19 protein-coding genes are annotated in these 22,824 nt (G+C 40.6%); 8 read left to right on the top strand and 11 right to left on the bottom strand.

Annotated features, from left to right (window positions below; all coding sequences use genetic code 11):
- The first annotated feature begins 3 nt into the window (after nucleotides 1–3).
- The 3 genes from BLS33_RS05595 to BLS33_RS05585 all read left to right on the top strand — a co-directional run bounded on the left by BLS33_RS05595 (nucleotide 4) and on the right by BLS33_RS05585 (nucleotide 2,698).
- On the top strand, nucleotides 4–882 hold the full coding sequence (locus BLS33_RS05595; protein WP_089886409.1) for a pirin family protein: 879 nt from the start codon (nucleotides 4–6) through the stop codon (nucleotides 880–882).
- A 16-nt stretch (nucleotides 883–898) separates the two neighbouring features.
- On the top strand, nucleotides 899–1,615 hold the full coding sequence (locus BLS33_RS05590) for a pirin family protein (protein ID WP_089886407.1): 717 nt from the start codon (nucleotides 899–901) through the stop codon (nucleotides 1,613–1,615).
- 156 nt (nucleotides 1,616–1,771) lie between these two features.
- On the top strand, nucleotides 1,772–2,698 hold the full coding sequence (locus BLS33_RS05585) for a DUF5996 family protein (protein ID WP_089886405.1): 927 nt from the start codon (nucleotides 1,772–1,774) through the stop codon (nucleotides 2,696–2,698).
- A gap of 17 nt (nucleotides 2,699–2,715) precedes the next feature.
- Here the strand turns inward: BLS33_RS05585 and BLS33_RS05580 are convergent, their stop codons facing one another.
- Together BLS33_RS05580 and BLS33_RS05575 are read right to left on the bottom strand one after the other, a co-directional pair.
- Nucleotides 2,716–3,807 (bottom strand): alkaline phosphatase family protein, encoded by a 1,092-nt coding sequence (locus BLS33_RS05580; RefSeq protein WP_089886403.1) that lies wholly within the window; start codon nucleotides 3,805–3,807, stop codon nucleotides 2,716–2,718.
- The gene (locus tag BLS33_RS05575; RefSeq protein WP_089886401.1) at nucleotides 3,804–5,387 is read right to left on the bottom strand and encodes a purple acid phosphatase family protein; all 1,584 of its coding nucleotides are present in this window, start codon (nucleotides 5,385–5,387) and stop codon (nucleotides 3,804–3,806) included. The genes BLS33_RS05580 and BLS33_RS05575 overlap by 4 nt, the downstream gene beginning before the upstream one ends.
- Before the next feature lie 15 nt (nucleotides 5,388–5,402).
- Between BLS33_RS05575 and BLS33_RS24805 the strand changes: the two genes are divergently transcribed.
- Complete coding sequence (locus tag BLS33_RS24805; RefSeq protein WP_176801341.1) at nucleotides 5,403–5,570, top strand: hypothetical protein; 168 nt, start codon at nucleotides 5,403–5,405, stop codon at nucleotides 5,568–5,570.
- Between the two features lie 90 nt (nucleotides 5,571–5,660).
- Here the strand turns inward: BLS33_RS24805 and BLS33_RS05570 are convergent, their stop codons facing one another.
- The 7 genes from BLS33_RS05570 to eat all read right to left on the bottom strand — a co-directional run bounded on the left by BLS33_RS05570 (nucleotide 5,661) and on the right by eat (nucleotide 16,856).
- Nucleotides 5,661–7,169 carry a SusD/RagB family nutrient-binding outer membrane lipoprotein gene (locus BLS33_RS05570; protein WP_089886399.1) on the bottom strand — a complete coding sequence of 503 codons (1,509 nt, stop codon included), beginning with the start codon at nucleotides 7,167–7,169 and terminating at the stop codon, nucleotides 5,661–5,663.
- A gap of 10 nt (nucleotides 7,170–7,179) precedes the next feature.
- Nucleotides 7,180–10,374, bottom strand: coding sequence for a SusC/RagA family TonB-linked outer membrane protein (locus BLS33_RS05565; RefSeq protein WP_089886397.1), 3,195 nt, complete (start codon nucleotides 10,372–10,374; stop codon nucleotides 7,180–7,182).
- Between the two features lie 408 nt (nucleotides 10,375–10,782).
- Nucleotides 10,783–12,147 (bottom strand): aldehyde dehydrogenase family protein, encoded by a 1,365-nt coding sequence (locus BLS33_RS05560; protein ID WP_089886395.1) that lies wholly within the window; start codon nucleotides 12,145–12,147, stop codon nucleotides 10,783–10,785.
- A gap of 47 nt (nucleotides 12,148–12,194) precedes the next feature.
- On the bottom strand, nucleotides 12,195–12,977 hold the full coding sequence (locus BLS33_RS05555) for a gamma-glutamyl-gamma-aminobutyrate hydrolase family protein (protein ID WP_089886393.1): 783 nt from the start codon (nucleotides 12,975–12,977) through the stop codon (nucleotides 12,195–12,197).
- A gap of 9 nt (nucleotides 12,978–12,986) precedes the next feature.
- Nucleotides 12,987–14,129 (bottom strand): iron-containing alcohol dehydrogenase, encoded by a 1,143-nt coding sequence (locus BLS33_RS05550; protein ID WP_218129540.1) that lies wholly within the window; start codon nucleotides 14,127–14,129, stop codon nucleotides 12,987–12,989.
- A 49-nt stretch (nucleotides 14,130–14,178) separates the two neighbouring features.
- Nucleotides 14,179–15,534, bottom strand: coding sequence for a glutamine synthetase family protein (locus tag BLS33_RS05545; protein WP_089886389.1), 1,356 nt, complete (start codon nucleotides 15,532–15,534; stop codon nucleotides 14,179–14,181).
- Between the two features lie 8 nt (nucleotides 15,535–15,542).
- A complete protein-coding gene (gene eat / locus BLS33_RS05540; protein WP_089886387.1) occupies nucleotides 15,543–16,856 on the bottom strand; it encodes an ethanolamine permease in 1,314 nt (437 codons plus the stop codon).
- A 201-nt stretch (nucleotides 16,857–17,057) separates the two neighbouring features.
- Between eat and BLS33_RS05535 the strand changes: the two genes are divergently transcribed.
- The gene (locus BLS33_RS05535; RefSeq protein ID WP_089886385.1) at nucleotides 17,058–17,534 is read left to right on the top strand and encodes an Lrp/AsnC family transcriptional regulator; all 477 of its coding nucleotides are present in this window, start codon (nucleotides 17,058–17,060) and stop codon (nucleotides 17,532–17,534) included.
- 69 nt (nucleotides 17,535–17,603) lie between these two features.
- Here BLS33_RS05535 and BLS33_RS05530 read toward each other — a convergent pair whose 3' ends face one another.
- The gene (locus tag BLS33_RS05530) at nucleotides 17,604–18,053 is read right to left on the bottom strand and encodes a 3-oxoacyl-ACP synthase (protein WP_089886383.1); all 450 of its coding nucleotides are present in this window, start codon (nucleotides 18,051–18,053) and stop codon (nucleotides 17,604–17,606) included.
- Complete coding sequence (locus tag BLS33_RS05525) at nucleotides 18,054–19,778, bottom strand: IlvD/Edd family dehydratase (RefSeq protein WP_089886380.1); 1,725 nt, start codon at nucleotides 19,776–19,778, stop codon at nucleotides 18,054–18,056.
- Between the two features lie 217 nt (nucleotides 19,779–19,995).
- On the opposite strand from BLS33_RS05525, the gene BLS33_RS05520 reads away from it, so the two are divergent.
- From BLS33_RS05520 to BLS33_RS05510, 3 genes are all read left to right on the top strand, one after another.
- The gene (locus tag BLS33_RS05520; protein WP_089886378.1) at nucleotides 19,996–21,159 is read left to right on the top strand and encodes a toll/interleukin-1 receptor domain-containing protein; all 1,164 of its coding nucleotides are present in this window, start codon (nucleotides 19,996–19,998) and stop codon (nucleotides 21,157–21,159) included.
- Nucleotides 21,160–21,319: 160 nt separating this feature from the next.
- Nucleotides 21,320–22,327, top strand: coding sequence for a hypothetical protein (locus tag BLS33_RS05515; protein WP_176801340.1), 1,008 nt, complete (start codon nucleotides 21,320–21,322; stop codon nucleotides 22,325–22,327).
- Nucleotides 22,328–22,356: 29 nt separating this feature from the next.
- The gene (locus BLS33_RS05510) at nucleotides 22,357–22,785 is read left to right on the top strand and encodes a hypothetical protein (protein ID WP_089886373.1); all 429 of its coding nucleotides are present in this window, start codon (nucleotides 22,357–22,359) and stop codon (nucleotides 22,783–22,785) included.
- The last annotated feature ends 39 nt before the right edge of the window (nucleotides 22,786–22,824 follow it).

Here is a 22,824-nt window from a genome sequence, read left to right as displayed (position 1 = left end):
ACAATGAGCACAAAAACAATAGAATTGATAGCAGCCCCAAAAGCGCCTCACTTTGTGGGTGACGGATTTCGAGTACATAACTTTATCCCCAGTGGCTTTCGTTTGGATATGGAGCGTATGAGTCCATTTATCCTATTGGATTACAACTCTAAATTCCATTTTCCTCCTTCTGAAAAACCTAAAGGCGTGGGTGTTCATCCACATCGAGGGTTCGAAACGGTCACTATTGCCTATAAAGGCAAGGTACAACATCATGACAGCAGTGGTGGCGGTGGCATAATTGAAGAAGGTGGTGTACAGTGGATGACTGCCGCGTCGGGCGTATTGCACAAAGAATACCACGAAGCCGAATTCAGCAAAAAAGGTGGCGATTTTCAGATGGTTCAATTATGGATCAACCTTCCGGCAAAAGACAAAATGTCAACCCCAAAATATCAAGGTTTTGCCAATAATAGCATCAACAAATACCAACTTGAGGAAAACCAAGGAACTATCGAGGTTATTGCAGGCCAATACAAAGACGTAACAGGTTCTGCCTCAACGTTTACTCCGCTACACCTCCTTAACGCAAAAATCAATAAAGGGGGTAAGGCTGATTTCGATTTCCCAGCACATTACAATACGGCTTTATTGGTCATTGAAGGTGAGGTTAAGGTAAACGACACCGATACGGTCAACTTAGATCACTTCCTACTTTTCGAAAATAAAGGGGAGACATTCCAGATTGAAGCTACGGAAGATGCCGTCATTCTGGTGCTAAGTGGAGAACCTATTAACGAACCGATTGCTGCCCAAGGACCGTTTGTCATGAACACACGAGAAGAGTTGATGCAGGCCATGAACGACTATAATATGGGCAAGTTCGGGTATTTAGAAGATTAATTTAAAAAGAAAAATAATGAAAACAGTATTTCATAGTGCGGACTCTAGGGGTCACGCCGACCATGGATGGTTAAATTCATATCATTCATTCAGCTTTGCCAATTACCACAATCCTGAAAGAATGCATTTTGGTGTTCTTCGGGTCTTGAACGATGATACCGTTACCGAGGGAAAGGGCTTCGGCACGCATCCTCATCAGAATATGGAAATTATATCGATTCCATTAGAGGGTGATTTGGAGCACAAAGACAGTATGGGTAACACTACGGTCATAAAAGAGGGTGATGTTCAGGTGATGAGCGCAGGTACGGGTATCTATCATAGTGAATACAATAAGAATGCCGATAAAGGTGTCAAGTTTTTACAGATTTGGGTATTACCGAATAAGCAAAACGTAACTCCCAGATACGATCAAATCGCTACGGGAGACCTCAAAAAAGAAAATGAGCTGTATCAAATCGTATCACCCAATGCATCGGATCAAGGGGTTTGGTTACATCAAGATGCCTGGTTCTACTTGGGAGATTTTGAGGCTGGAAAATCAGCGGTCCATAAAGTTCATCAAAGCAACAATGGCACATATGCTTTTGTTCTAGAGGGGGAAGTTGAAATTGCTGGTCAAAAATTAGGTAAGCGAGATGGTTTTGGGGTGTGGGACACCTCTGAATTAGAGGTTATAGCGATTAAAGATAGTCGAATCTTATTAATGGAAGTGCCTATGGAAATCGGTTAAAATAAATCGTAAATTCAACATAAGAATCTAGTTTTGAGAACCTGTCTCTTTTTCTGAGATAGGTTACATCACTGAAATTTTAATGAGATTATACAATGGCTATATCTGCCGTAAGCTTTTAAAAAAATGGTTTTAACGTGATTAAATAGTAGACAAATGAAAAATGCACTTCAGTTACCGTTACTCCCCTACACCGAAAATGTACCCCACAAATTGACGTTACATCTTTTTTTGCAGGTTATTGGAAAAATACGTCTGAAGATGACGCCACGTAAAAATCATTGGTGGTACATAACAGAATACATAGACACACAGGGAATCTCAACTGGCCCTATACCATATCATTCTGGAATGGATGCTTTTACCTTAACTATAAACGTACATACACATCGACTCGATGTAGCTACCACCAAGGGTGAAATCTTCGGGTTTTCTTTAATTGGTACTACAGTAGCCGATTTTTACCACCAGCTAATTGAAATACTTGAAAAAATTGGCGTTAAGGTTTCTATTGTAAATAAGCCCTTTGATTTACCTATTGACAAACCTTTTGGTGAACTGACCGAATACCATCATTACGATGAAGCCTATACTAAAGATTTATGGCAAATTTTAGTTTGGGTAGATGGGGTTTTCAAAGAATTTGGAGGACGTTTTTACGGAAAAACCTGCCCCGTACATTTGTATTGGCATTCTATGGATCTGGCAGTAACGCGGTTTTCGGGCAAAAAGGCCCCACCAATGGGGAAAGAAGCACGACTATCAGATAAAGATGCTTATTCCCATGAATGTATAAGTTTTGGCTTTTGGGCAGGTGATGAAAATATGCAAGAACCGGCCTTTTACTCCTATACTTATCCTGCTCCCGAAGGAATAAATAAAAAGATGTTACAGCCTGCCACTGCGGAATGGATCGATAGCAATGGCAGTCCCATGGCAATTTTACGATACAACGATTTGCTAAATACAACAAATCCGCGACAAGAACTTCTGAGTTTTTTGGAAAGCGCGTACCAGGCAGGAGCCGAACTTGCCCATTGGGATACCGATAAACTCGATGTGCCCGACTTACATGAACTATAAGCTAGAAAAACCCTTAATCAGTTTCCCCCTATATTTAATGGTTTTCCTGGCATTTTATTAACATCGGGATTTATCTTCAACAGTTTCAAAATACTAGGTGCAATTTGATTGGTATACAATTGCTCGTCTATCTTTAATTCGCCCTCAGCGCTCACACCTTTGCCAAATAGAATCATCCAAACTCCGTTGGCGCCCTTAATATCTCCCCCGTGACTTCGCCATGTATCCAAGGGATCTGTGCCCCTGCCGTGATCGGTGGTAATAATGAATGTGGTGTTGTTTTTATAGAACTTGTCTTGTTGTGTAAAATTCCAAAGTTCTTTGATCATGGTATCGGTGGCGTGGGCCGATTTCAAATAGGCTTCATAGTCGCCATCATGAGCAAAATCGTCAGTTTCACCATACGCGATATAAACTAATTCAGGATGGTCTTTTTTCATGGTCTCCAAAGCGTAATAATGCGTAAAGGCATCTAAACGAACGGTGCCCCAGGGGCTAGGCACTTTGGGCTGTAGTTCATTCAGAAATTTTTCGCGGTCCGTCAAATTGTTTCCTTTGGCAATTTCAAAACCGGCATTTACCGGAACACCTGAACGTTCTTCATTGACGATATAGGGAAAAACGTCCCAACTGCCGAACGCCGCGACTTTCCCTTTATATTTGTTCGTTTTGTTCGCAATTTCAAGTACCGTGGTATTCGGATTATTGATTTTCGCATTGCTATCAATACGCTCGTCGTCTGCCAGCCCGCTTAATATTTCGTTATATCCTGGATAAGAAAACCACATTTTATTGGTTAAGTCTACCTTGCTACCCAAGCTGCGATTACCATGCAATTGGCCTGTCTTAGCCAACTTGGACCAGAAAAAGGGGAGTAATGCGTCCCGTCTTTCTTCAGCAGTTTTCCTCCAAAACAGTTCTTTTAATTCTGTAGAGTCGTTAACATATTTCTCGTTGGCCACTAAAAGTGGGTCGGCCCCCGTAAAAAGCTCTTGCCAGCGAAATCCGTCCAACGTAATTAAAACCACTTTAGTGTTTTTAGATTGTTGGGCGGAAAGTGCAAGGGTAACCGTAGCCAAAACGGTAGTAAGTATCATTTTGATTTTCATTTTTCTCCCGTTTTAAAAGTTTTAACCGTCGACCAATCACTCCAATTCAAGTTTTGGTCGCGATAGCGCACCCTCCAGTAAAAGGTAGTATTGGGCTTTAATCGATGTGTTTTTTCATCGGTCAAGTCATCGTCTTTTTGTCGATTTTCTTTATAATACCAGTTTTCATATTGTTTCCAGCTATCGAATATCGGTTTTTCAAAACTGTTTGATCCAGACACCTGCCAATGTGAAGCGGCATGAAAGGTTCCCGGGTGGGTACTTTTAAATTCTCCAGCCTTTAAAACGGCGCCCGTTATAGAAACCTCAGATCCAGCAGGAGAAATGGCTTCGGGCGTAGTTGGTTTACGTTCTTTTCGCCATATGGTAATACTATCTCTCAATTCATTTTCTCGATGATGAATTGTATTGCCACGGCTGATGCGTTTTATGGTGAATTTTGGGTCGTTACGATTGCCATCAATTGAGACCATAACAAAACCATACTCATCTTGTGTCACCGTAAACTCATCATAGTCCCTTCCTTCAAATTCGCCCCAATTATCAATCGCACCTCCAGCTGAAGCTACATTGATCCAAAGGTGTTTATGGTCTTTTGATTGCCCTCGGGAATACCCGTGGGTATGTCCGAAAAAGTGAATACTGGGTTTTCCCGTTTTTGTGGAAAACTGCTCCAACTCTTTAACTATTTTTCCAGTAAAATCTTCTTCCCCCGGAATCCACAGTTCTGATTTATAAGGATGGTGTAATTGTGCAAAAACGAAATCGATTTTATCATCTTTCTCCGTATCTGTAAGTAGCTTCTTCAACCATTCGAACTGTTCAAATAGATCGCGGTACCCATCATTCGAATCTAAACCAATGACACGGGTATTGCCATAATCTTTATACCACCAATGTTCGGCAAAAGCGGGTGTTCCATTTTCGGGCAAACTGAAATATTTAAAGTAATAGACCGAATTGCGCTCATGATTACCAGGAACGGGATATACAGGAACTTCAGAAAACAACTTTTCCGCAGGGTTGAAAAAATGGTCTTTCCATTGATAGAATTTCGAGCCGCGTTCTACCAAATCACCAGGTATAAGTACCATGGCGAGATTATCTGGTAGAGACCCCCCAAACTCTTTTTCAAGATAGCCGATGACCCCATCATTCACAACTTCACTAAACTTATCAGGCTCATTACTGTCATACTGCATATCGCTCATGGCGACCAATTTAAAATCTTCTCCATCATTAGAAAAGGGAGGTGTCTTAAATTGAAATATATCTGAGCGGGTCTTTCCGGTACGCACACGATAATAGTATTCCGTAAAACGCTTTAACCCTTCAATTTTAACGGTGTGAACCTGTACCGCATCAAAGTTGATCGCTTCGGAGGTGCCTAACGCCTTTTTTCCCAATTTCGGACTAGTTCCCCATTCCACAATACTTTCCTCTACTGACGAAGTCTGCCACATTACGATAGCCGAATTGGGTTCTACATCTTGGATATAGGGTTTTATTTCCAATTCCTGTGCAATCGCCTGAAAACAGATGCCAGTAAATAATGAGAGAAAAACTACGCTAAATTTCATCTTTGTTTTTTATTTATGAACTCGTTAAAAAAATTATTTGCTGCCACAAAACATTTTGGCGCTTTGGATCAGCCAAATTATATCACTTCAACCAACGCCAAAATTTTCGAAGAAACCGAACTGGCTTACCTCGAAAAAGAGGAACGGAATTTGTTTTTGGTCGTTCGTGTTCTTAAAAGTTAAAGCTGACCAGAAAAACACATAGCATTTGCCAACGGCGATTGGCGCAACATGATACCATTTTTTCTGGTCAACTTGTACTTTAAGTTTGACTTATTGTAACCACCATGGCACCTGACGAATGCCATCGTTATTTGATCCGAATTGGCGTTCTATTGCCGCGGATACGTTCTCGGTATTTTGATTGTATTCACTCTGGGGATATATCCATCGTGTTGGAGGTGTGCCACTATCAGGAATCAAAAATTCTGGATACCCTGTTCGCAAATGTTCAAAATACATACGCCAACCCGTCTGATGGAATGAGGTAAAGTATTTTTGCGTTATAATAAGCTCCAGTTGCTCCTCTAAGGTGGTAGCATTGTCCCAATTGACCAAGTCTTCGAGAAGATAAGCATCTGCCTTACTCTCATCAACAAACGATGCATAGTCGTTTACACCAGTGGCATCTCTAGCATTGGATTGATAGAACGCAAAGGAAGCCTTTATACCGTTTTCGTAGTGTTCTTTTGCGTCTTCCGATATCCAGCCCCTGCTGGCTGCTTCTGCCAAGATGAACTCAACTTCCCAATACCCAAGAACATTGTGTGGCTCTGCCACAGGGTCGTCGGTATATCTGGCATTTACTTTTGAAGCATCGCCCGCCGCGGCCTTGTCGTTGACTTCACCATAAGGGGCGATCGGGTTTCCGCCTTCATAGGCATTGAAATCGTCGTCAAGCAAGCCAGCCTCCTTTGCATTTTTTGTAGTACTGCAAAAAATGAACAAACGGGGATCCATATGGTCTTGTAATTTTTTAATGAACGTAGAATCCATGTACATTCCCGAACCATAACTACTACTATTAAACTGGCTGTAGCGACTTCCGTCTTGATCGATGAATTCTAATTGGGCGTTGTCATCTAAAGATGTCATAATGGGTTGCCCACTATAAATCGAAGCAAAAGCCGCGGCAATGTTTAAATCCGCATCACTTTCTTGTTTCGAAAGCGTCATTAAAACTTTAAGACGGTATGAGTTGATCAATTTTCGCCATTTTGCGGGGTCGCCGTTAAAAATAATATCACCGGCAATCAATTCGGCTCCGCTAGCTAAAAGGGCATTGGCTTCTTCCAATTCTTTCAAGATGCCTTGAAAAACCTGTTTTTGGGTATCGTAGGCCGGTAAAAAAATATTTGTGTTTTCACCTTGCAAAGCCTCACTATAAGGTATATCTCCGAAAGTAAGGGTAAGCTTATAAAAATAATAAGCCCTAAAAAACATGGCCAAGGCGATGTACGTATCGCTTTCGATCCTTTGCGCCTCTTCCATAAGTTTCGTCACATTTCTAAGATCGCCATACTCGCCAAAACTGGCCCTGTCCCAGTTATAATATTGCCCATTATTCTCTCCATCGGTCTGCACCAACATTCTGCCAGCGTACATGGGGCCGGTGCCTTCTACTCCAAAAGCATTATAGGCCACCTGAGTAAGCAACAATTGCGGGTGGGTTTCACTTACGTTATTGGGATTCTCGTTGATTTCGCTCAAATCTTTACTGCACGCCGCTAGGGTCAGTACTATCAGCGATACAAAAACGGATGTTATTTTTAATGTTCTCATTTCTTTACGATTAAAATTTCATGTTGATACCCAAGCCAATAAACCTGGACGATGGATCTTGCAAGTTGTTTTCGTTTCCGAAATGTGTGCTCGGTTCGGGATCACCCTCAGATCTTCCGGTACCAAAATCGGGATCTACGATCGGGGCTTTTTTCCATATAAAAAGATTGTATCCACTCAGGGCCATGTCGATATGTGTAAGGCCTTTTATTCGCAACAAGTCGGTAAAATCATATTTTAAGGAAACACTCCTTAACTTAAAGAAAGTGCGTTCGAAAACATTGGCGAACTTTTCATTTTCGTCTTCGGTAACACGTGCTCGATAGGGGTAGTTTTGACTCCATGTTTGCCAGTTTACTTTTGTGGTACTGGGCTGAAAAACACGACTATCGGAAATCGTATTTCCATCAGTATCTTGAACCAATTCACCGCTAACAATATTAACCCCTACAGGCGTATAAACAGGTTGTCCCGCAGCATACTCCTCATCCCTGAATTCGGTTGAATTTGGATGCTTGCCACCCCACCACATTTTTTCTATAGTAGTAGAGTTAAATACTCCGCCCCAAACACCATCGATACCCACATCTAGCGCCCAGTTCTTATATTTAAAATTGTTTAAGAACCCTAGTTGCCAATCTGGTTCAAAATGACCTAGATACCCCGGGAAATTGTCTCGCACAGGAAGTCCATCGCTATTCAATATCAATTGACCGTCAGGAGCCTTTTGCCATATCGTGCCATAATAACTATCGGCGCGATCATTGAGTCTTAGATTCCCATAACGGTCTTGATCATCATAGATACCGCTAAGTTTCTTTACCCATTTGGTCCAGTTCAGGTTTACATTCCAGTTGAAATCATCCGTTCGGATAGGCGAGACATTAAGAGCCACCTCAAAACCATTGGTTGTATACTCATTGCCGTTTACCTTTCTTTCAGTAAAACCAGAGGCTTCTGATACCGGTAGGTTAATAATCTGATTGGTATCTACCGTGTTGTAATAGGTGAAATCAAGTTTAAACTTGCCCTTTAAGAACGACGTACTGGCTCCCATTTCAAAAGATGCTGATTTTTGAGGTTCTATTAACGGATTTACTAGCCCGCCAGGGTAGGTTAATCTCGGATTGGATCCAAAAAAGCCACTATTGCTATAAAATGAAGACAACTGATAAGGCGAAAGATCACTAGAAACTTCTGCCCAAGACCCAAAGACTTTTAAGTAATCAATTCCTTCGGGCATAGTGACAAGATTCGATACTACGAGACTTGCAGATACCGAGGGGTAAAAATAGGAGCGGTTTTCTTCCGGAAGGGTGGAAGACCAGTCATTACGTGCCGAAAAGTTTAAAAACAACGCATTGAAGATATCTACCCCTAAGGTGGCATAAATACTATTAATGCTCTTTTGCTGATAATACGTGGTGCCTTTTATATTGCCGCTGGTATTGTTTAAACTATATACAAAAGGGGCTACAAGACCGTCAGTCGCATTATATTCTTGTTGGTATTTTCTGTAGTGTGAAGATGCCCCTGCATTAACGTCAAAACCAAAGTTTTCGCTGAATTCTTTTTGGTACGTTCCTAAAATGTCATAGTCGACCAGAAGCACGTCTTGATTCCATGTTTTATAATCCCCTTCTCTAGGATCACCATAATTGAGATACGTTTTCGGACTTTGACGATCCTCGAATATATCCTTTAAAACAGCGGAACCCCTTGCCTGTAAATTAAATTCATCGGTTACTTTATAATTCAATTTTAACTGGCTATTGATCACATTGGCATCATATACTTGATTAAGTTCATGGGCCGCGAAATAGGGGTTATTGTACCAAGCATAGTTCCAGTTAGCCTGACGATATCCTTCTTGACCGGGAACATATAAATGCTCTCGAAGTTCTTTTCCGTTTACATCGTCTCCCATCCATATAAGGATTGTATACATATGGTTTTTAGGACCGTACCCATGTCGTGGGTAGTTGGGCGAATACACTTTGTTATAGGATAATTTACTGTCCAACGTTAATTTATCGGAGAGTATACTTGTCGATTTAAAATTCAACCCACCGGTATTCAAACTTGAATTCGGCACTCGGTCTTTTTGATAGGCATACGTTCCAGAAAGTCTGAAAGACCCTTTTTCTCCCCTATGGGAAATAGCGAAATTGGTGTTTGAAATATAGCCCGTCTGAAGGAAGTCTTTTAAGTTATCATGGTAATCCCAAGAAATAGGAACCCGTGAATACCGTGATTTGTCATCATAAAGTGTTCCAGCGACATCACCCCACCAAGGAATGGTCTCACCGCTTACATTGTCAAGAATCGGACTATTCCACTGGGGAACCATAGCCCCTGTTCCAAATTTGGGGCCCCAAATCATATCTCCATCGGAAATACCACCATCTTTACCATCCCAAAACTCATATTTACCATTCGACCCATTCCCATATTCAGTTTGTGTTTCAGGAAATACGGTGAACCCCGCAGTTACCATCATGTTGTGCGATATGGAAACTTCCAAGCCTTCGGTCTTGGCATTTTTAGTAGTAATCAAGATTGCCCCGTTTCTACCTCTAGACCCGTATAATGCGGATGCAGTAGTACCTTTCAATACGTTTACGTTACCGATATCATTTGATGATAAGTCAAAAAAGTTCGTTTCTACAGGAATTCCGTCGATTACGATCAGCGGACTTTTACCCCGTAATGAAAAGGAGGGCGACTGAAAGAGTCCTGTGGGATTGGTAACCGAAAGTCCGGCTACTTGCCCCGTAAACAAACTACCTACGTTCGGGGCCTTTACCTCTTCAATGGTCTCCACATCCATTTGTTGGGTAGCATAACCCAATTTCTTTTCTGCCCGGGTAATACCCAAGGCAGTTACTACAACTTCTTCCAATTGCTGTGAATCGGGTTGCAATACTATTGTAGCCGATGATTTTCCGGCGATATTGATCTCTCGGGAAACATATCCGATATAAGATACTTGAAGCACTTCATCGTTGTTAGATATTTCGATTGTAAAATTACCGTCAAAATTAGCGGCAACCCCCGTCGAACTCCCCTTGATTACAACAGAAGCTCCTGGTAAAGGAGTGTTGTTCTCGTCTAAAACTTTTCCCGAGAATATTTTCTGGGCGTGTGTTAAGGTCCCTATAAATAATATAAGAACCAGTGTTAACAGCGTTTTTTTCATTTTCATTGATACTGATTTTGGTTAATTATTCGTGGTGCAAAATTGTCTTGAAAAACTTCTTTAAAGGTTTGTTTTAGGTTAACAAAAAACCAATAAACCATTAAAGTAATTGAGTCCTATTTTATGATTACATTAATTCTTATCAAGTGTTTAGGTCACTTCATACGTTTATGTTATTAATATCAAGAACACTGTACTGCTTTTTTCTGGGGGGAACTTTGAAAATGTCAATGTTATTGACACAGGGTCGACACGTTTGTCTTAGCGCTTTTTTGAATTCAATTCGGCTTTACCTATTCCTAGTTGTTATGTACTACCTGGTAAATAGTAATATTTCTTTTTCCAAACAGATAAAAAAAGTATGGTTTTTAAGCTATAATTTTTCATTGAAATAGGGTTTGGCCATTTTATTTTCTATGATCTAAGGTGATATGATTTAGGTTGTACGAATGCACGAATGCCTTGCACGGACAATGTAGCTCCGAGACCTGAACTTTTTCTTCCGGACCATGGAACGTTCGGACTCACACGGTCACAACAGTTCCAATAAACGGTACCGGTATTCATTTGCCGAAGTACCTCCATAGCCCTATCTTCATTGGAGGAAAAAATGGCCGCTGTCAGGCCATATTCGGTGTCTTGCATCAACGCTACCGCTTCTTCATCATCTTTTACTTTCTGAATTCCGATGATAGGGCCAAAAGACTCCTCTTGCATTACTTTCATATCATGGGTACAATTAATCAATACCGTGGGCTGAAAATAATAGCCCTCGCCTTCTATGGCTTGTCCTCCTGTTTTCAGTATTGCACCTTTGGCAATTGCATCGCCCACCTGATCTTTGAGAACAGCTATTTGCTGTTCGCGGGTCAAAGGACCTAAAAATGTATCCGGGTTTGTGGGATCGCCCAAAACATACGACTCAACTTCATTAACAAAAGCCTCGACAAAGTCGTCATAAATACCTTCCGAAACATAAATCCGTTCTACGGCACAACAACTTTGTCCGTTATTATAAAACGCCCCTTCTGCAGCGTTAACCGCCGCCACCTTTACGTCAGGTACATCGTCGGCAACGAACAGGGGATCTTTGCCGCCCAATTCCAATTGTACGGGAACCAATTTGGAGGCTACGGTACTAGCAATTTTTTGTCCCGTTGCATGGGAACCAGTAAAGAAATACCCGTCGAATGGTTCCTTGAGAATGCGTTGTCCGAGTTTTCCATCGCCTATGGCACACATAAAAACATTTTTGGGTATACCCGCTTCATGCAAATACTTTTCGAACTGCTTGCCTGTGAGACTCGCGTATTCCGAAGGTTTGTACATTACGGAATTACCTGCTACCAAAGCATAAAGGAAAACATTGTACCCCACATTATAAGGGAAGTTCCATGCTGAAATATTAGCAATGACTCCCAAAGGTTCGTACACGATTTTTTCGTGTGTCGCTCCCGAATCTACCAAGTTCTCGTCGGCAAGCCATTTTTCTGCATTATTTTTTAAATGGTCGATTCGATTCTGTGCTCCGACAATCTCGTTCAACGACTGTTGCAATGGTTTGCCCGTTTCACTAGTAAGTATTGCGGCTAGCTCTTCTTTGTTGGCCTGCATCAATTCACCGAACTTTACGATACAGTCTAAACGTTCACGAACCGACAGACGAGACCATTCTTTTTGTCCTTTACGGAGGGTGTTCAGTTTGGATTTGATTTCCGAAGGACTATTATCCGTTAGTTCGGCTATAACTTTATTGGTTGCCGGATTCTTTATTTTCATTTGTGAATTTGAATTAATTTTCTGCTGTCATTTATATTTGAAATGACCTAAATATCTATTCCACTATTTTGATTCATTTGACTTGTTTCCCCCTCTTTTACATGTTGCAAAAAGGCTTCGTACAATATATTCGGGTCAATGAGTTCATCTTTCAATGTATTTGAAAATTCAGGATGCCACTGCACCCCCACCACCTTGCCAACAGGTTCTTTCGTATATCCGAACGCTTCTATTAAGCCGTCATTGGAATTCGCATAAACCTCTAGGTCATCACCCAAGTCTTTTATGGCCTGATGATGTACCGTATTCACATGTGGGTTTTTGATATCACCATAAAGCGAATGGAGAAAAGTGTCTCGAACAAACTGCACAGGATGTTTTATAGTATCGTATAACTCCGCGGATCTGTGGTCGTTGGCTTGTGGGAGCTGAGTGCCAATATCTTGGTAAAGTGTTCCCCCAAAATAAGCATTCATCAATTGAAATCCCCGACAAATGCCCAAGACCGGAAGTGAGTTCTTAATGGCAAAATCCAATATCTTGAGCTCATACCTATCTCTATGTGCGTCTCCTTTCCATCTACCGATGGGTGCCTCGCCATAGGTTTCGGGCGCCAAATCACTACCTCCTTGAAGAACGATGCCATCAACTTCCGCAAGAATTTTTTCCAAATAAACATCGTCAACATCAGGAATCAAAATGGGAAGAATACCTTCTTGTGCAACATATCGCGCCATATCATTTTCTATATAACTCAATGACTTTGGCCCGAATACCGTGCGTTCTTTATCGGGATACATAAAACAGGAAGTTATTCCGATTTTTACCATAGGTTGCTATTAAAGTGCTTTTGTATACAAGTTTTTAAAATCTTCTATCTTGACAGGTTTGGGGTTATTTGGGTGACAAAAATCTGCTTCTGCCAAAACCGAAAGTTGGTCGATATGTTCTTTCTTCACGCCCAAATCTGATAATTTTGTTGGAAGCCCAAGGCTATCGTTCAAGGCAAAAAGATGGGAAACCACCTTATTTCCTTCATTCGACCCCAACCCAAGAGCCAGAGCCATTTTATCAAATCGATCTTCGAAACCTTCGTAATTGAACTCCATTCCATAGGGTAAATTCACCGCATTCGCCAGACCGTGATGAGTATCGAACATACTTGATAAAGGATGTGCCAAACTGTGTACTACCCCGAGCCCCTTTTGAAAAGCTACCGCCCCCATTAGTGAAGCCAACAACATTTTTGACCGTGCTTCGACATCTGGATTATTGGTCGCCTTTTCCAAAGATTGTGCAATCAGGGCAATACCTTCGAGTGCTATGCCATCGCACATAGGATGAAACCCCTTTGCCACATAGGCTTCCATATTGTGAGTCAATGCATCCATACCGGTAGCTGCCGTGACGAAAGAAGGAAGCTCCATAGTCAACAGCGGATCGGCAAATACGATTCTTGCCAGTAACTTAGGACTAAAAAGAATTCTTTTCTTTTTAGTATCGTCTTCAGAGATAATGGCACTTCGCCCCACCTCACTACCTGTTCCGGAAGTAGTCGGCACCGTTATAAAATGGGGTACATCTTCGGTTACATATTTGTCACCACCTATTAAGTCGTCATAATCAAAAAGATCTCGCTTGTGGTTTACGCGCAACAGAATGGCCCGAGCTACATCTAAAGCCACACCGCCGCCAATACCGACAATACAATCACATTTAGAATCGTGATATGCTTCCCCGCCCTTGATTACATCAGATTTAACTGGATTTTTGTGCATATCGGTGAACACTTCCACCTCTAGACCTTGTCGCTCAACATCCTTTTTTATTTTCTTGAAAAAGGATAACTCGGCCACATTTTGATCGGTGACGAATAAGGGTTTTTTTAAATTGTGGCTCTTTAAATAGTCGGCCAGCTCATCGATAACACCGCTCCCAAAACGTATGGGCGTCGGAAAATTAAAAGTATAAGTCTGATTCACTTTTATTATAAATTAGGTTAAGAGGCTTAAAAATATATGTCTATTGTTTTTAAATAATCTCGAAATATCTTTTGGTTTCCCAATCGGTAACGGATGCTGAAAACTGTTTCCATTCCCATTCACGGGTATAGGTGTAATGATCGACAAATTCATCACCGAAAATTTCCTTGGCAATGGAAGATCCCTTCATTTTATTGGAAGCTTCCAACAAATTCGATGGCAACTTTCCATTTTTAAAATCCTCGTAACCGTTTCCAACTGTGGGTTCAATATTCAGTTCTAGTTTATGCTTTATTCCATACAATCCACTTCCGAGACAGGCAGCCATGGCCAAGTATGGGTTTGTGTCCGAGCCCACGACACGGTGTTCAATTCTTGTAGACTTTTCAGAGCCAACCAGTGGTCGCAAGGCGGTAGTTCTGTTGTCATGACCCCAGGTTATCGTTGTAGGGGCCCAAGCGCCTTCGACCAAACGCTTGTAGCTATTTATTGTCGGAGCCAACATTGGCAGTATTTCGGGCAAACAAAGTAATTGGCCTGCAAGAAAACTACGCATGACCGCACTCATATTATCCTTTTTATCCTTATCGTAAAAAAGGTTCTTATTTTTCTCTAAGTTCCAAAGACTCTGATGCACATGACCGCTACAACCTGGAAGTTCACTGCTTGGTTTTGCCATAAAGCTGGGCACTATTCCATGTTTATGACCAATTTCTTTTGTCGCCGTCTTGAACAAGACCGCGCGATCTGCAGCTTCCAATATGCCACTATATTGAATGGCGGCTTCGGTAACACCTGGGCCAGTTTCGGTATGGAGCCCTTCTAATGGCACTCCAAAATCACCCAACAAATCGAACAGATCTTGAAAAAAATCGCTGTTCTCGGATAATTTCAACAACGAATAGCCGAACATTCCGGATGTAAGCGGTTGCAGACCTGAAAAATTCTTTTCATGTACTGAACTTGAAGTTTCCTTATAATTGAACCACTCGAATTCTTGAGAATACATAGCGGAAAAACCCATCTCTTCACCTTCAGCAATCACTTTTTTCAATAAGCTTCTCGGGCACACAGGAAAACGTTTCGCACCTTGTGAAAAATCGGCTAAGAATAAGGGTGTTCCTCTTTCCCAGGGTATCGTTCTAAAGGTATTTAAATCGATATAAGCATTTTCATCACCATAACCCGTATGCCAACCCGTAACCTTTCCATTGTCGTACGAAAGGTCGTCCATATCCCATCCGAATACCACCGAACAAAAGCCGAAACCGTCATTTAAGGCACCGATAAACTTATCGATATGCATAAATTTTCCACGTAGCACACCGTCGATATCGGCAATGGCCAATTTGACCTTATCATGACCGCTCTCTTTTAATCTAGATATTATCTCTTTTTTGTCCATAGTAACTTTTACTCCATTTTATGATTGAGAAACAGTAAGAAATATATATAAGATAGACCAACTATTCCCATAAAAACTAGTGCGATATTAAAATTATAATACGTCATTGAAACAAAGGCAACAATAGCTATCACAAGCGCTGTTATTGGGAATAACGGAAACATAGGCACCCTAAAAGGACGTTCAAGTTTCGGTTCTTTTTTCCGTAGCGCAAAAAAGGAAAACATAGAAACGATGTAAAGTCCAAGCGCGCCAAAACAAGCTATGGTAATTATTTCACCTGTTTTACCAGTAAACAACGCCACAATTCCCACCAACATATTTACAATAAGCGAATTAGCAGGAGTTCTGAATTTGCTGTGTATTGCCCCTAAAATCTTTGGGGCATAGCCAACCCTACCAAACTCAAAAGTGGCCCTCCCTCCGGCAAGAATAATTCCATGAAAGGAAGCCACAAGACCCAAAAGGCCTATGCCTACCAAAAGTTTGTACAGAAAATGGTCATTTGAAACAACATAAGATATAGCCAATGGAAGTGGCGAATCGGAGGCGACCGTGCTACCAACAGGGTAAACCACGGCTTCCCAGCCAGCTACCCCAACCGCTGAAGCAAATGTGAGTATACACAATATGACCAAAGTCAAAATAGCCGAACCAAAACCAATCAAAATACTGCGTTGCGGATTAATGGCTTCTTCTGCGACATTTGCGACACCTTCTATGGCCAAGAAAAACCAAATAGCAAAAGGTATGGCAGCGAATATTCCTGAAAAACCATTGGGCAGCGGATTTGATTGAATATTTGCCCATTCAAACTCAGGCAAAGTAACCCCTGAGAATATTAAAAGTTCGATAATGGCCAAAACTGTAATTACCAACTCGAAAGTGGCGGCAATTTTAACACCAAGTATGTTAATTCCCGTGAAAACGAGATAGGCTCCAATAGCAAATGTCATCAAATCTATAGAGGGATAGATGAGATTTAAATAGGCTCCGATAGCCGCAGCAATAGCCGGCGGCGCAAAAACAAATTCAATATTTTGAGTAATCCCGGCAAGAAACCCCAAGTGTTTGCCCAAACCTCTATTCGCATATTCGAAAGCACCTCCTGCCTTTGGTATGGCACAGGCCATTTCGGTATAGCTAAAAGTAAAGGTGACATACATTATTATAATGAAAAAGGTGGCAATTGCCAGACCATAGGTTCCACCTTCTGCCAAACCTAGATTCCAGCCAAAATACATCCCAGAGATAACATAGCCCACACCTAGGCCCCATAACATTAGTGGACTCAGTACTTTCTTTAGTTTGGGTTGGCTCATTCTTTATATTTAGTTACTACCGTAAATCATGTTAAGAGAAAAACAATCAGTATAATAATACCTGAAATTAACTTTTTTTGGAATAGAAAACCTATTTATCCAAATTTTTAGTTAATTATGTATAAAATATTCTTAAATACAGCAAAATAATTCGGTATATATTATACCTCTTACGCTTTTTTAGACTAAAACTACTGTGAAATGAAACTTGACCGAAAAGACCTTAAAATATTGGACTTATTGCAAGAGAATGCCAATATTAGCAACAAACAAATTGCCTTGGCCACCAACCTCACTTTGACGCCGGTTTATGAGCGTATTAAGAAGCTAACCGCAATGTCATTGCTAAAGAAGAAAGTGTATTTATTAAACCGAAAAAAGTTGGGATTAAATGTTATGGTGCTGGTTTCTGTCAAAATTGAAAAACATTCTGAAGAAGGAGCGCTTTCCTTTATGAACGAAATAAAGAAATTTCCGGAAGTCGTAGAGTGCCTTCATGTAACTGGAGCTTTCGATTTTCAATTAAAGGTTTGCACCAAAGACATTGACCATTATCATGAATTTAATTTCAAAAAGTTGGCAACCATAAAAAATATCAGTCAAATGGAAAGTTATTTTGTAATGAAAGAAGTAATCAATACAACCAGGCTACCTTTATTCATCAATCAAAATCACTAATTACCAGCACGAACCTGCCAACTTCAAAGAAAAACTGAATTTAAGCACTTCACAGACCTTAATAAGGACCTAGAGAATGTCAATAATCGTTATCTCGCTTCCATTGAACATCACGATATCTTGCTTTGATTTCCCTATCAAGAGTTGGGCAATAGGTGTCTGAATCGATATACAGAAAACAGGTTGGCCTTTCATTTTATATTCACCCGTAGAAATTGCCAAAAAATAATCAGCTTTAGAGGTTTTTACCAAACTACCAAGTTGCACAACTTCTAAGTGACTCTTTAAAACAACCTTTGCCAAGGTTTGTTTCATTTTCTCAGCTTCTGCCAGTTGGTGCCCCAATTTTTCCCGCTCCAACTGCAACATGGCCCTCCCTGTTTCATGTTTATCGCCCGCACTACTTTTCGTCTCCGAGGTCAAAGACTCTTGAATTCCTTTTATGTTATTTTGAATTCGTGCAATCCTATCCTCGACAAACGCACGACAAAAATCATAGAGTTCTTGTTTAGTTGTCATCTAATGCAAGTCTCTTTCGACATTCGAACCTGAACCTCCAACTAGAAAATCAAGATCGGCGCCTTTATCAGCTTGCTCTACATGGTCGATATATATTTTTACATACCCCCGATTTGCCATAGGTTCTGGGGCTTTCCATGCCGCTTTTCGTTGTGCAATTTCGGCATCGGAAACATCTAAATGTAGTTTGCGATTGGCAACATCAAGTTCGATAAGATCACCGTTTTGTACCAAAGCCAAGGTGCCCCCGACCGTAGATTCGGGAGAGACATGTAGAATAACCGTACCAGCGGCCGTACCACTCATACGCCCATCAGAAATACGCACCATATCTTTAACACCTTGAAGTATTAATTTTTCGGGCAAATCTACATTGCCAACCTCGGCCATTCCCGGGTAGCCCTTGGGACCGACACCTTTTAATACGATTACGCTGTCTTTGTCAATATCAAGATGAGGATCGTCAATACGGTTGTGATAATCTTCTATACTTTCAAAAACCACAGCTTTACCCTTGTGTTGCATCAACTCCTTCGATGCCGCGGATGGCTTGATTACCGCCCCATTTTCACAAAGATTTCCTTTTAAGACTGCGATACCAGCCTCTTTTTGTAAAGGGTTTTCTAGGGTAGATATTACATCGGTATCATAGCAAACCGCATCCTCATAATTCTCAGAAAAGCCTTTACCGTTTACGGTAATACTATCTGAATGTAATAGTTCTTTTAATTCTTTTAGAACAACGGGAAGTCCGCCTGCATAGAAGAAATCTTCCATCAAGTGTTTGCCCGACGGTTTTAGATTGACCAAAAGCGGTATTTTGCTACCAATGCTATCAAAATCTTCCAATTTCAAATCGACCCCAATACGCCCTGCAATGGCCGTCAGGTGAATAATCAAATTTGTAGACCCTCCTACTGCGGCATTAGTTATAATCGCATTCTCGAAGGCTTTTCGTGTCAATATTTTCGATAGTTTTAAATCTTCCTTGACCATTTCAACAATACGCCTTCCCGAAAGTTGAGCAAAAAGTTTTTTTCGGGAATCAACGGCAGGAATGGATGAAAATCCGGGCAATGTCAATCCTAAGGCTTCAACCATAGTCGCCATTGTACTTGCCGTACCCATGGTATTACAATGACCAATACTACGGGCCACACAGACCTCGGCTTCCATAAAATCCGCGTCGGTATAACCCTCTAATTTCTGTCTTTCCTTTACCATCCAATTCATCGAACCCGAACCAATTTTTTCACCACGAAAACGGCCGCTCAGCATAGGGCCACCGGGCACCACAATGGTCGGAAGGTCAACGCTACAGGCTCCCATAACTGTTGACGGTGTCGTCTTATCACAACCTGTTAGCAGCACAATTCCATCTAACGGATTACCTCGAATGGACTCTTCGGTATCCATACTGGCCAGATTTCGAAAAAGCATGCTAGTGGGACGAATAAGTGTTTCACCCAATGACATTACAGGAAATTCCAGTGGAACTCCGCCAGCTTCCAAAATGCCACGCTTAACGATTTCAGCAAAATCGCGAAGATGACCGTTGCAGGGTGTAAGTTCAGACCAAGTATTGCAAATGCCAATGACCGGTTTACCTTCAAAATAATCGTCTGGATAACCTTGATTTCTTAGCCACGAGCGATGGGTAAAGTTCATTTTTTTGTCACTACTATTGAACCATTCACTGCTGCGGAGGTGTTTCTTTTCTGCCATGCTACTAAGCTATTTAATCCGTTGATATCTTCCAAAGATAATAAGATATGGACTTATTTATAAAAAACATTACAGAACGAATTATTTTATGTGCAGGCCATTCATATTTGGTATTTTTCTTCGCCCTGAGCGGATACCGAATAATTTTTGTAATTTGATATTAGAATCGTTCCCTCCAATCGATATCTAACATTTTAACCCATTAAATTTCTGTTTTATGCAGAAAGGTTCTGAAGTACCCTCCATTTATGTTTCCTATGCCTGGAATCCTGAAAGTGATGCCATAGTCGATGTCATTGAAAAAGAATTTCAAAAACGGAACATTCATATTCTCAGGGACAAAAACGACTTGCAATATAAAGGAAAGATCAAAGCTTTTATGGAGCGGCTGGGCGAAGGAAATTGCGTGATTCTTGTTGTCAGCAATAAATACCTTAGGTCTGAGAATTGTATGTTCGAACTCCTGCAGATTTTCAAGAATAAAAACTTTTACGAGCGAATTTTCCCATTAGTATTAGATGAGGTTAAAATCGCCAAGGCGTCAGATCGTATTGATCTTGTAAAATATTGGGAATATGAAACCGAAAATCTGGACATTAAGATTAGAGAACTAAAAGACCTTTCCAATATACAGGGGGTGACCGACGACCTTAACCTTTACACCGAAATACGACATAATATTGCACGGTTGACCAATATACTCAAAGACATCAATACCTTAAACACCAATCGGCATATTAACTCGGATTTTGAACAGCTCTATAGTCTTGTTCGCCAAAAAATAGATAAAGATTTAATCAGCAACGAAGAGCTCACAATTAACAAAGATAATTCTAAATCGCATGAGAACCATAATGATGGAAAATCTAACATTTTGGTCAGAATCAGCACAAAAATTTTTGGAACAACCACATTTCTAGAATTCTTTAAAAAAAACCAAAATGGTACAATTAAATTTGGCATAACTGCCATCATCGGTGCTTTAGCGCTGTTTCTTCTAGTTCCCCAATTCTTTGCGCTGAAAAACGATCCCTTAGGGAATAAAGCGCCATCCCCTTCCGTAATAGAAACGGAGGATTCTACGGTATTGGTAGAAAAAGATACAGTCGCAAACACAAATAGTCAAAAAGAAGAAATGGCAGGAGCTGCACCCGATGTAAGGTATACCGTAGATTTAGTCGTTCCCTCAAATATGGTAAATGCTGCTGTTTTTGTAGATGGCAAACCAGCAGATGTTGTAGAACGAAATTTACTCTTTATCAAGATTAGTATCAAACAGAAAAAAGGTAGCCATCATTTTGAAATAAAAGGTGAGACAGATAGCTGTATTACAGATAAGCTGATTTCAAAAGACAACGTTCAGCTCATATTATGTGACTAAAGTTTCAATTAATACGACCTCCCAAAGGAACTTCGGCAAAATTGCCCCATTCTTCGGAATAAAACAACTTACACAGAAAATAGGTCCAATCATACAATGATTTTGGCATTTGATTAAAAATTATAATACCTTGATTATGAACCCTCAATATAACAATTTTATGAAAATTGTTACGAGTATAATACTCATCTGTGTATTTTGTCTTACTTCAAAGACCGCTATTGCAATGAATCAACCAGATAATAATGATTCTATTGTATATGTTTGGGATTTTAGTGTGAAAGACACTTCGCTCAAAGACATCGGAAGTATGCTCACGGATGATTTTGAAACCGAGTTGATAAATTCAGGCCTTTATACGGTGCTAGAACGTCGGCATTATAATCGCGTATTATCACATCGAAATTTAGAAAACAGAATTGCCAACATTCAAAACCTGTCTACCGCCTCTAAAGACAGCCTTAAAGCAAACAAAGCTGGGGTTGTTATTTTCGGTGAGGTCAAAGATGATATCAATAGCGGGGTGTATGAGGTTACCGTCACCTTTCAAAGGTTAGATGAAATAATTTTACGAAAAGGTAGCATACTTATCGGTAGGGGACTGATTGCAGACAATCAAACACGAAAAAATTTCATGAAAGATTTGGTGGACCATGTACATGAAAAAGAACGCGGGGCCTTAAAGAAAAAACAATATGAACTGATTTCAGAAGTACTAAAGACGTATATGGTTCGTGCTAGAGATGTTCAAACACGTTTTGAAGATAGTGCACGCTTCGCCTTTGATGATCAAAATTATCTAGAAGAACTCGGGATAACGATATACGCCTATAACGACATTTTTGACACATTAACAGCAAACAGGGCAAAATATCACTTGGATTTCATACGGCATTGGGAAGAACCCAGAGGTCGGGAACTCGAGGCAATTTTGGGCGGCATTCTTGACAACATTCATATTACTTATATCCTTAGGTTGCGGCAAGTCCGATTGGCAATAGCAGAATATGGAAAAAGTAATGCCAGCAAAAAGGAAAAGAAAGAAATGCGAAAAGATATCTTAAAAAAAATTCAAGAAATCACCGATGACCTCGGTAGGCAAATCGATATCATGCATGGAAAGATAAACCCCTTTCTTTCCCATCTACAGGTCGAAATCAGTGGTTGACTTGCTATATAGAACCTAAATAGAAAATTATGAAAAAATCTAGCTTGCTTAAAATTATTACGTTTACCCTGTTAGCTGGCATAACAAGTTGTGGCAGTTCTGACAGCCCTGGTACAATATTTATTCCTGACTTCACAGCTACTTGGCCCGTGGAGGGTGATGAAGACTATTTTATGAATTTGCAGTATCCTTCTAACGACACCAAATATGATAATGGGCCACTACATTCGGGAGAGATTTTAGGTGAAGAGCAACATAATGATGGCGATGATCCTAGACATAACAATATTCTGAAAGGAATCTTTAATGGCCTTGATATTGAATTTACAATTGAACGCGAAAATGGTGACAAGATAGAGTATAAGGGGAAAATGACACCCATCAGTGAAACCAATCACTTCATAGTGAAAATAAGTCTTAATTCCCCTCAAGAAGGAGCGATGGTTTTATCGCGGTGAAGACAAAAAATGCTATCTATTTCGGCATTTAAAAAACCC

Source organism: Kriegella aquimaris, from assembly GCF_900103215.1.
In the GTDB taxonomy this organism is placed as follows: domain Bacteria; phylum Bacteroidota; class Bacteroidia; order Flavobacteriales; family Flavobacteriaceae; genus Kriegella; species Kriegella aquimaris.
This window is presented reverse-complemented; position numbering and strand designations above follow the sequence as displayed.

Coding starts and splice junctions, on each gene's coding strand:
- BLS33_RS05595 (WP_089886409.1), top strand. CDS start 4: ATGAGCACAAAAACAATAGAATTGATAGCAGCCCCAAAAGCGCCTCAC.
- BLS33_RS05590 (WP_089886407.1), top strand. CDS start 899: ATGAAAACAGTATTTCATAGTGCGGACTCTAGGGGTCACGCCGACCAT.
- BLS33_RS05585 (WP_089886405.1), top strand. CDS start 1,772: ATGAAAAATGCACTTCAGTTACCGTTACTCCCCTACACCGAAAATGTA.
- BLS33_RS05580 (WP_089886403.1), bottom strand. CDS start 3,807: ATGAAAATCAAAATGATACTTACTACCGTTTTGGCTACGGTTACCCTT.
- BLS33_RS05575 (WP_089886401.1), bottom strand. CDS start 5,387: ATGAAATTTAGCGTAGTTTTTCTCTCATTATTTACTGGCATCTGTTTT.
- BLS33_RS24805 (WP_176801341.1), top strand. CDS start 5,403: ATGAACTCGTTAAAAAAATTATTTGCTGCCACAAAACATTTTGGCGCT.
- BLS33_RS05570 (WP_089886399.1), bottom strand. CDS start 7,169: ATGAGAACATTAAAAATAACATCCGTTTTTGTATCGCTGATAGTACTG.
- BLS33_RS05565 (WP_089886397.1), bottom strand. CDS start 10,374: ATGAAAATGAAAAAAACGCTGTTAACACTGGTTCTTATATTATTTATA.
- BLS33_RS05560 (WP_089886395.1), bottom strand. CDS start 12,147: ATGAAAATAAAGAATCCGGCAACCAATAAAGTTATAGCCGAACTAACG.
- BLS33_RS05555 (WP_089886393.1), bottom strand. CDS start 12,977: ATGGTAAAAATCGGAATAACTTCCTGTTTTATGTATCCCGATAAAGAA.
- BLS33_RS05545 (WP_089886389.1), bottom strand. CDS start 15,534: ATGGACAAAAAAGAGATAATATCTAGATTAAAAGAGAGCGGTCATGAT.
- eat (WP_089886387.1), bottom strand. CDS start 16,856: ATGAGCCAACCCAAACTAAAGAAAGTACTGAGTCCACTAATGTTATGG.
- BLS33_RS05535 (WP_089886385.1), top strand. CDS start 17,058: ATGAAACTTGACCGAAAAGACCTTAAAATATTGGACTTATTGCAAGAG.
- BLS33_RS05530 (WP_089886383.1), bottom strand. CDS start 18,053: ATGACAACTAAACAAGAACTCTATGATTTTTGTCGTGCGTTTGTCGAG.
- BLS33_RS05525 (WP_089886380.1), bottom strand. CDS start 19,778: ATGGCAGAAAAGAAACACCTCCGCAGCAGTGAATGGTTCAATAGTAGT.
- BLS33_RS05520 (WP_089886378.1), top strand. CDS start 19,996: ATGCAGAAAGGTTCTGAAGTACCCTCCATTTATGTTTCCTATGCCTGG.
- BLS33_RS05515 (WP_176801340.1), top strand. CDS start 21,320: ATGAAAATTGTTACGAGTATAATACTCATCTGTGTATTTTGTCTTACT.
- BLS33_RS05510 (WP_089886373.1), top strand. CDS start 22,357: ATGAAAAAATCTAGCTTGCTTAAAATTATTACGTTTACCCTGTTAGCT.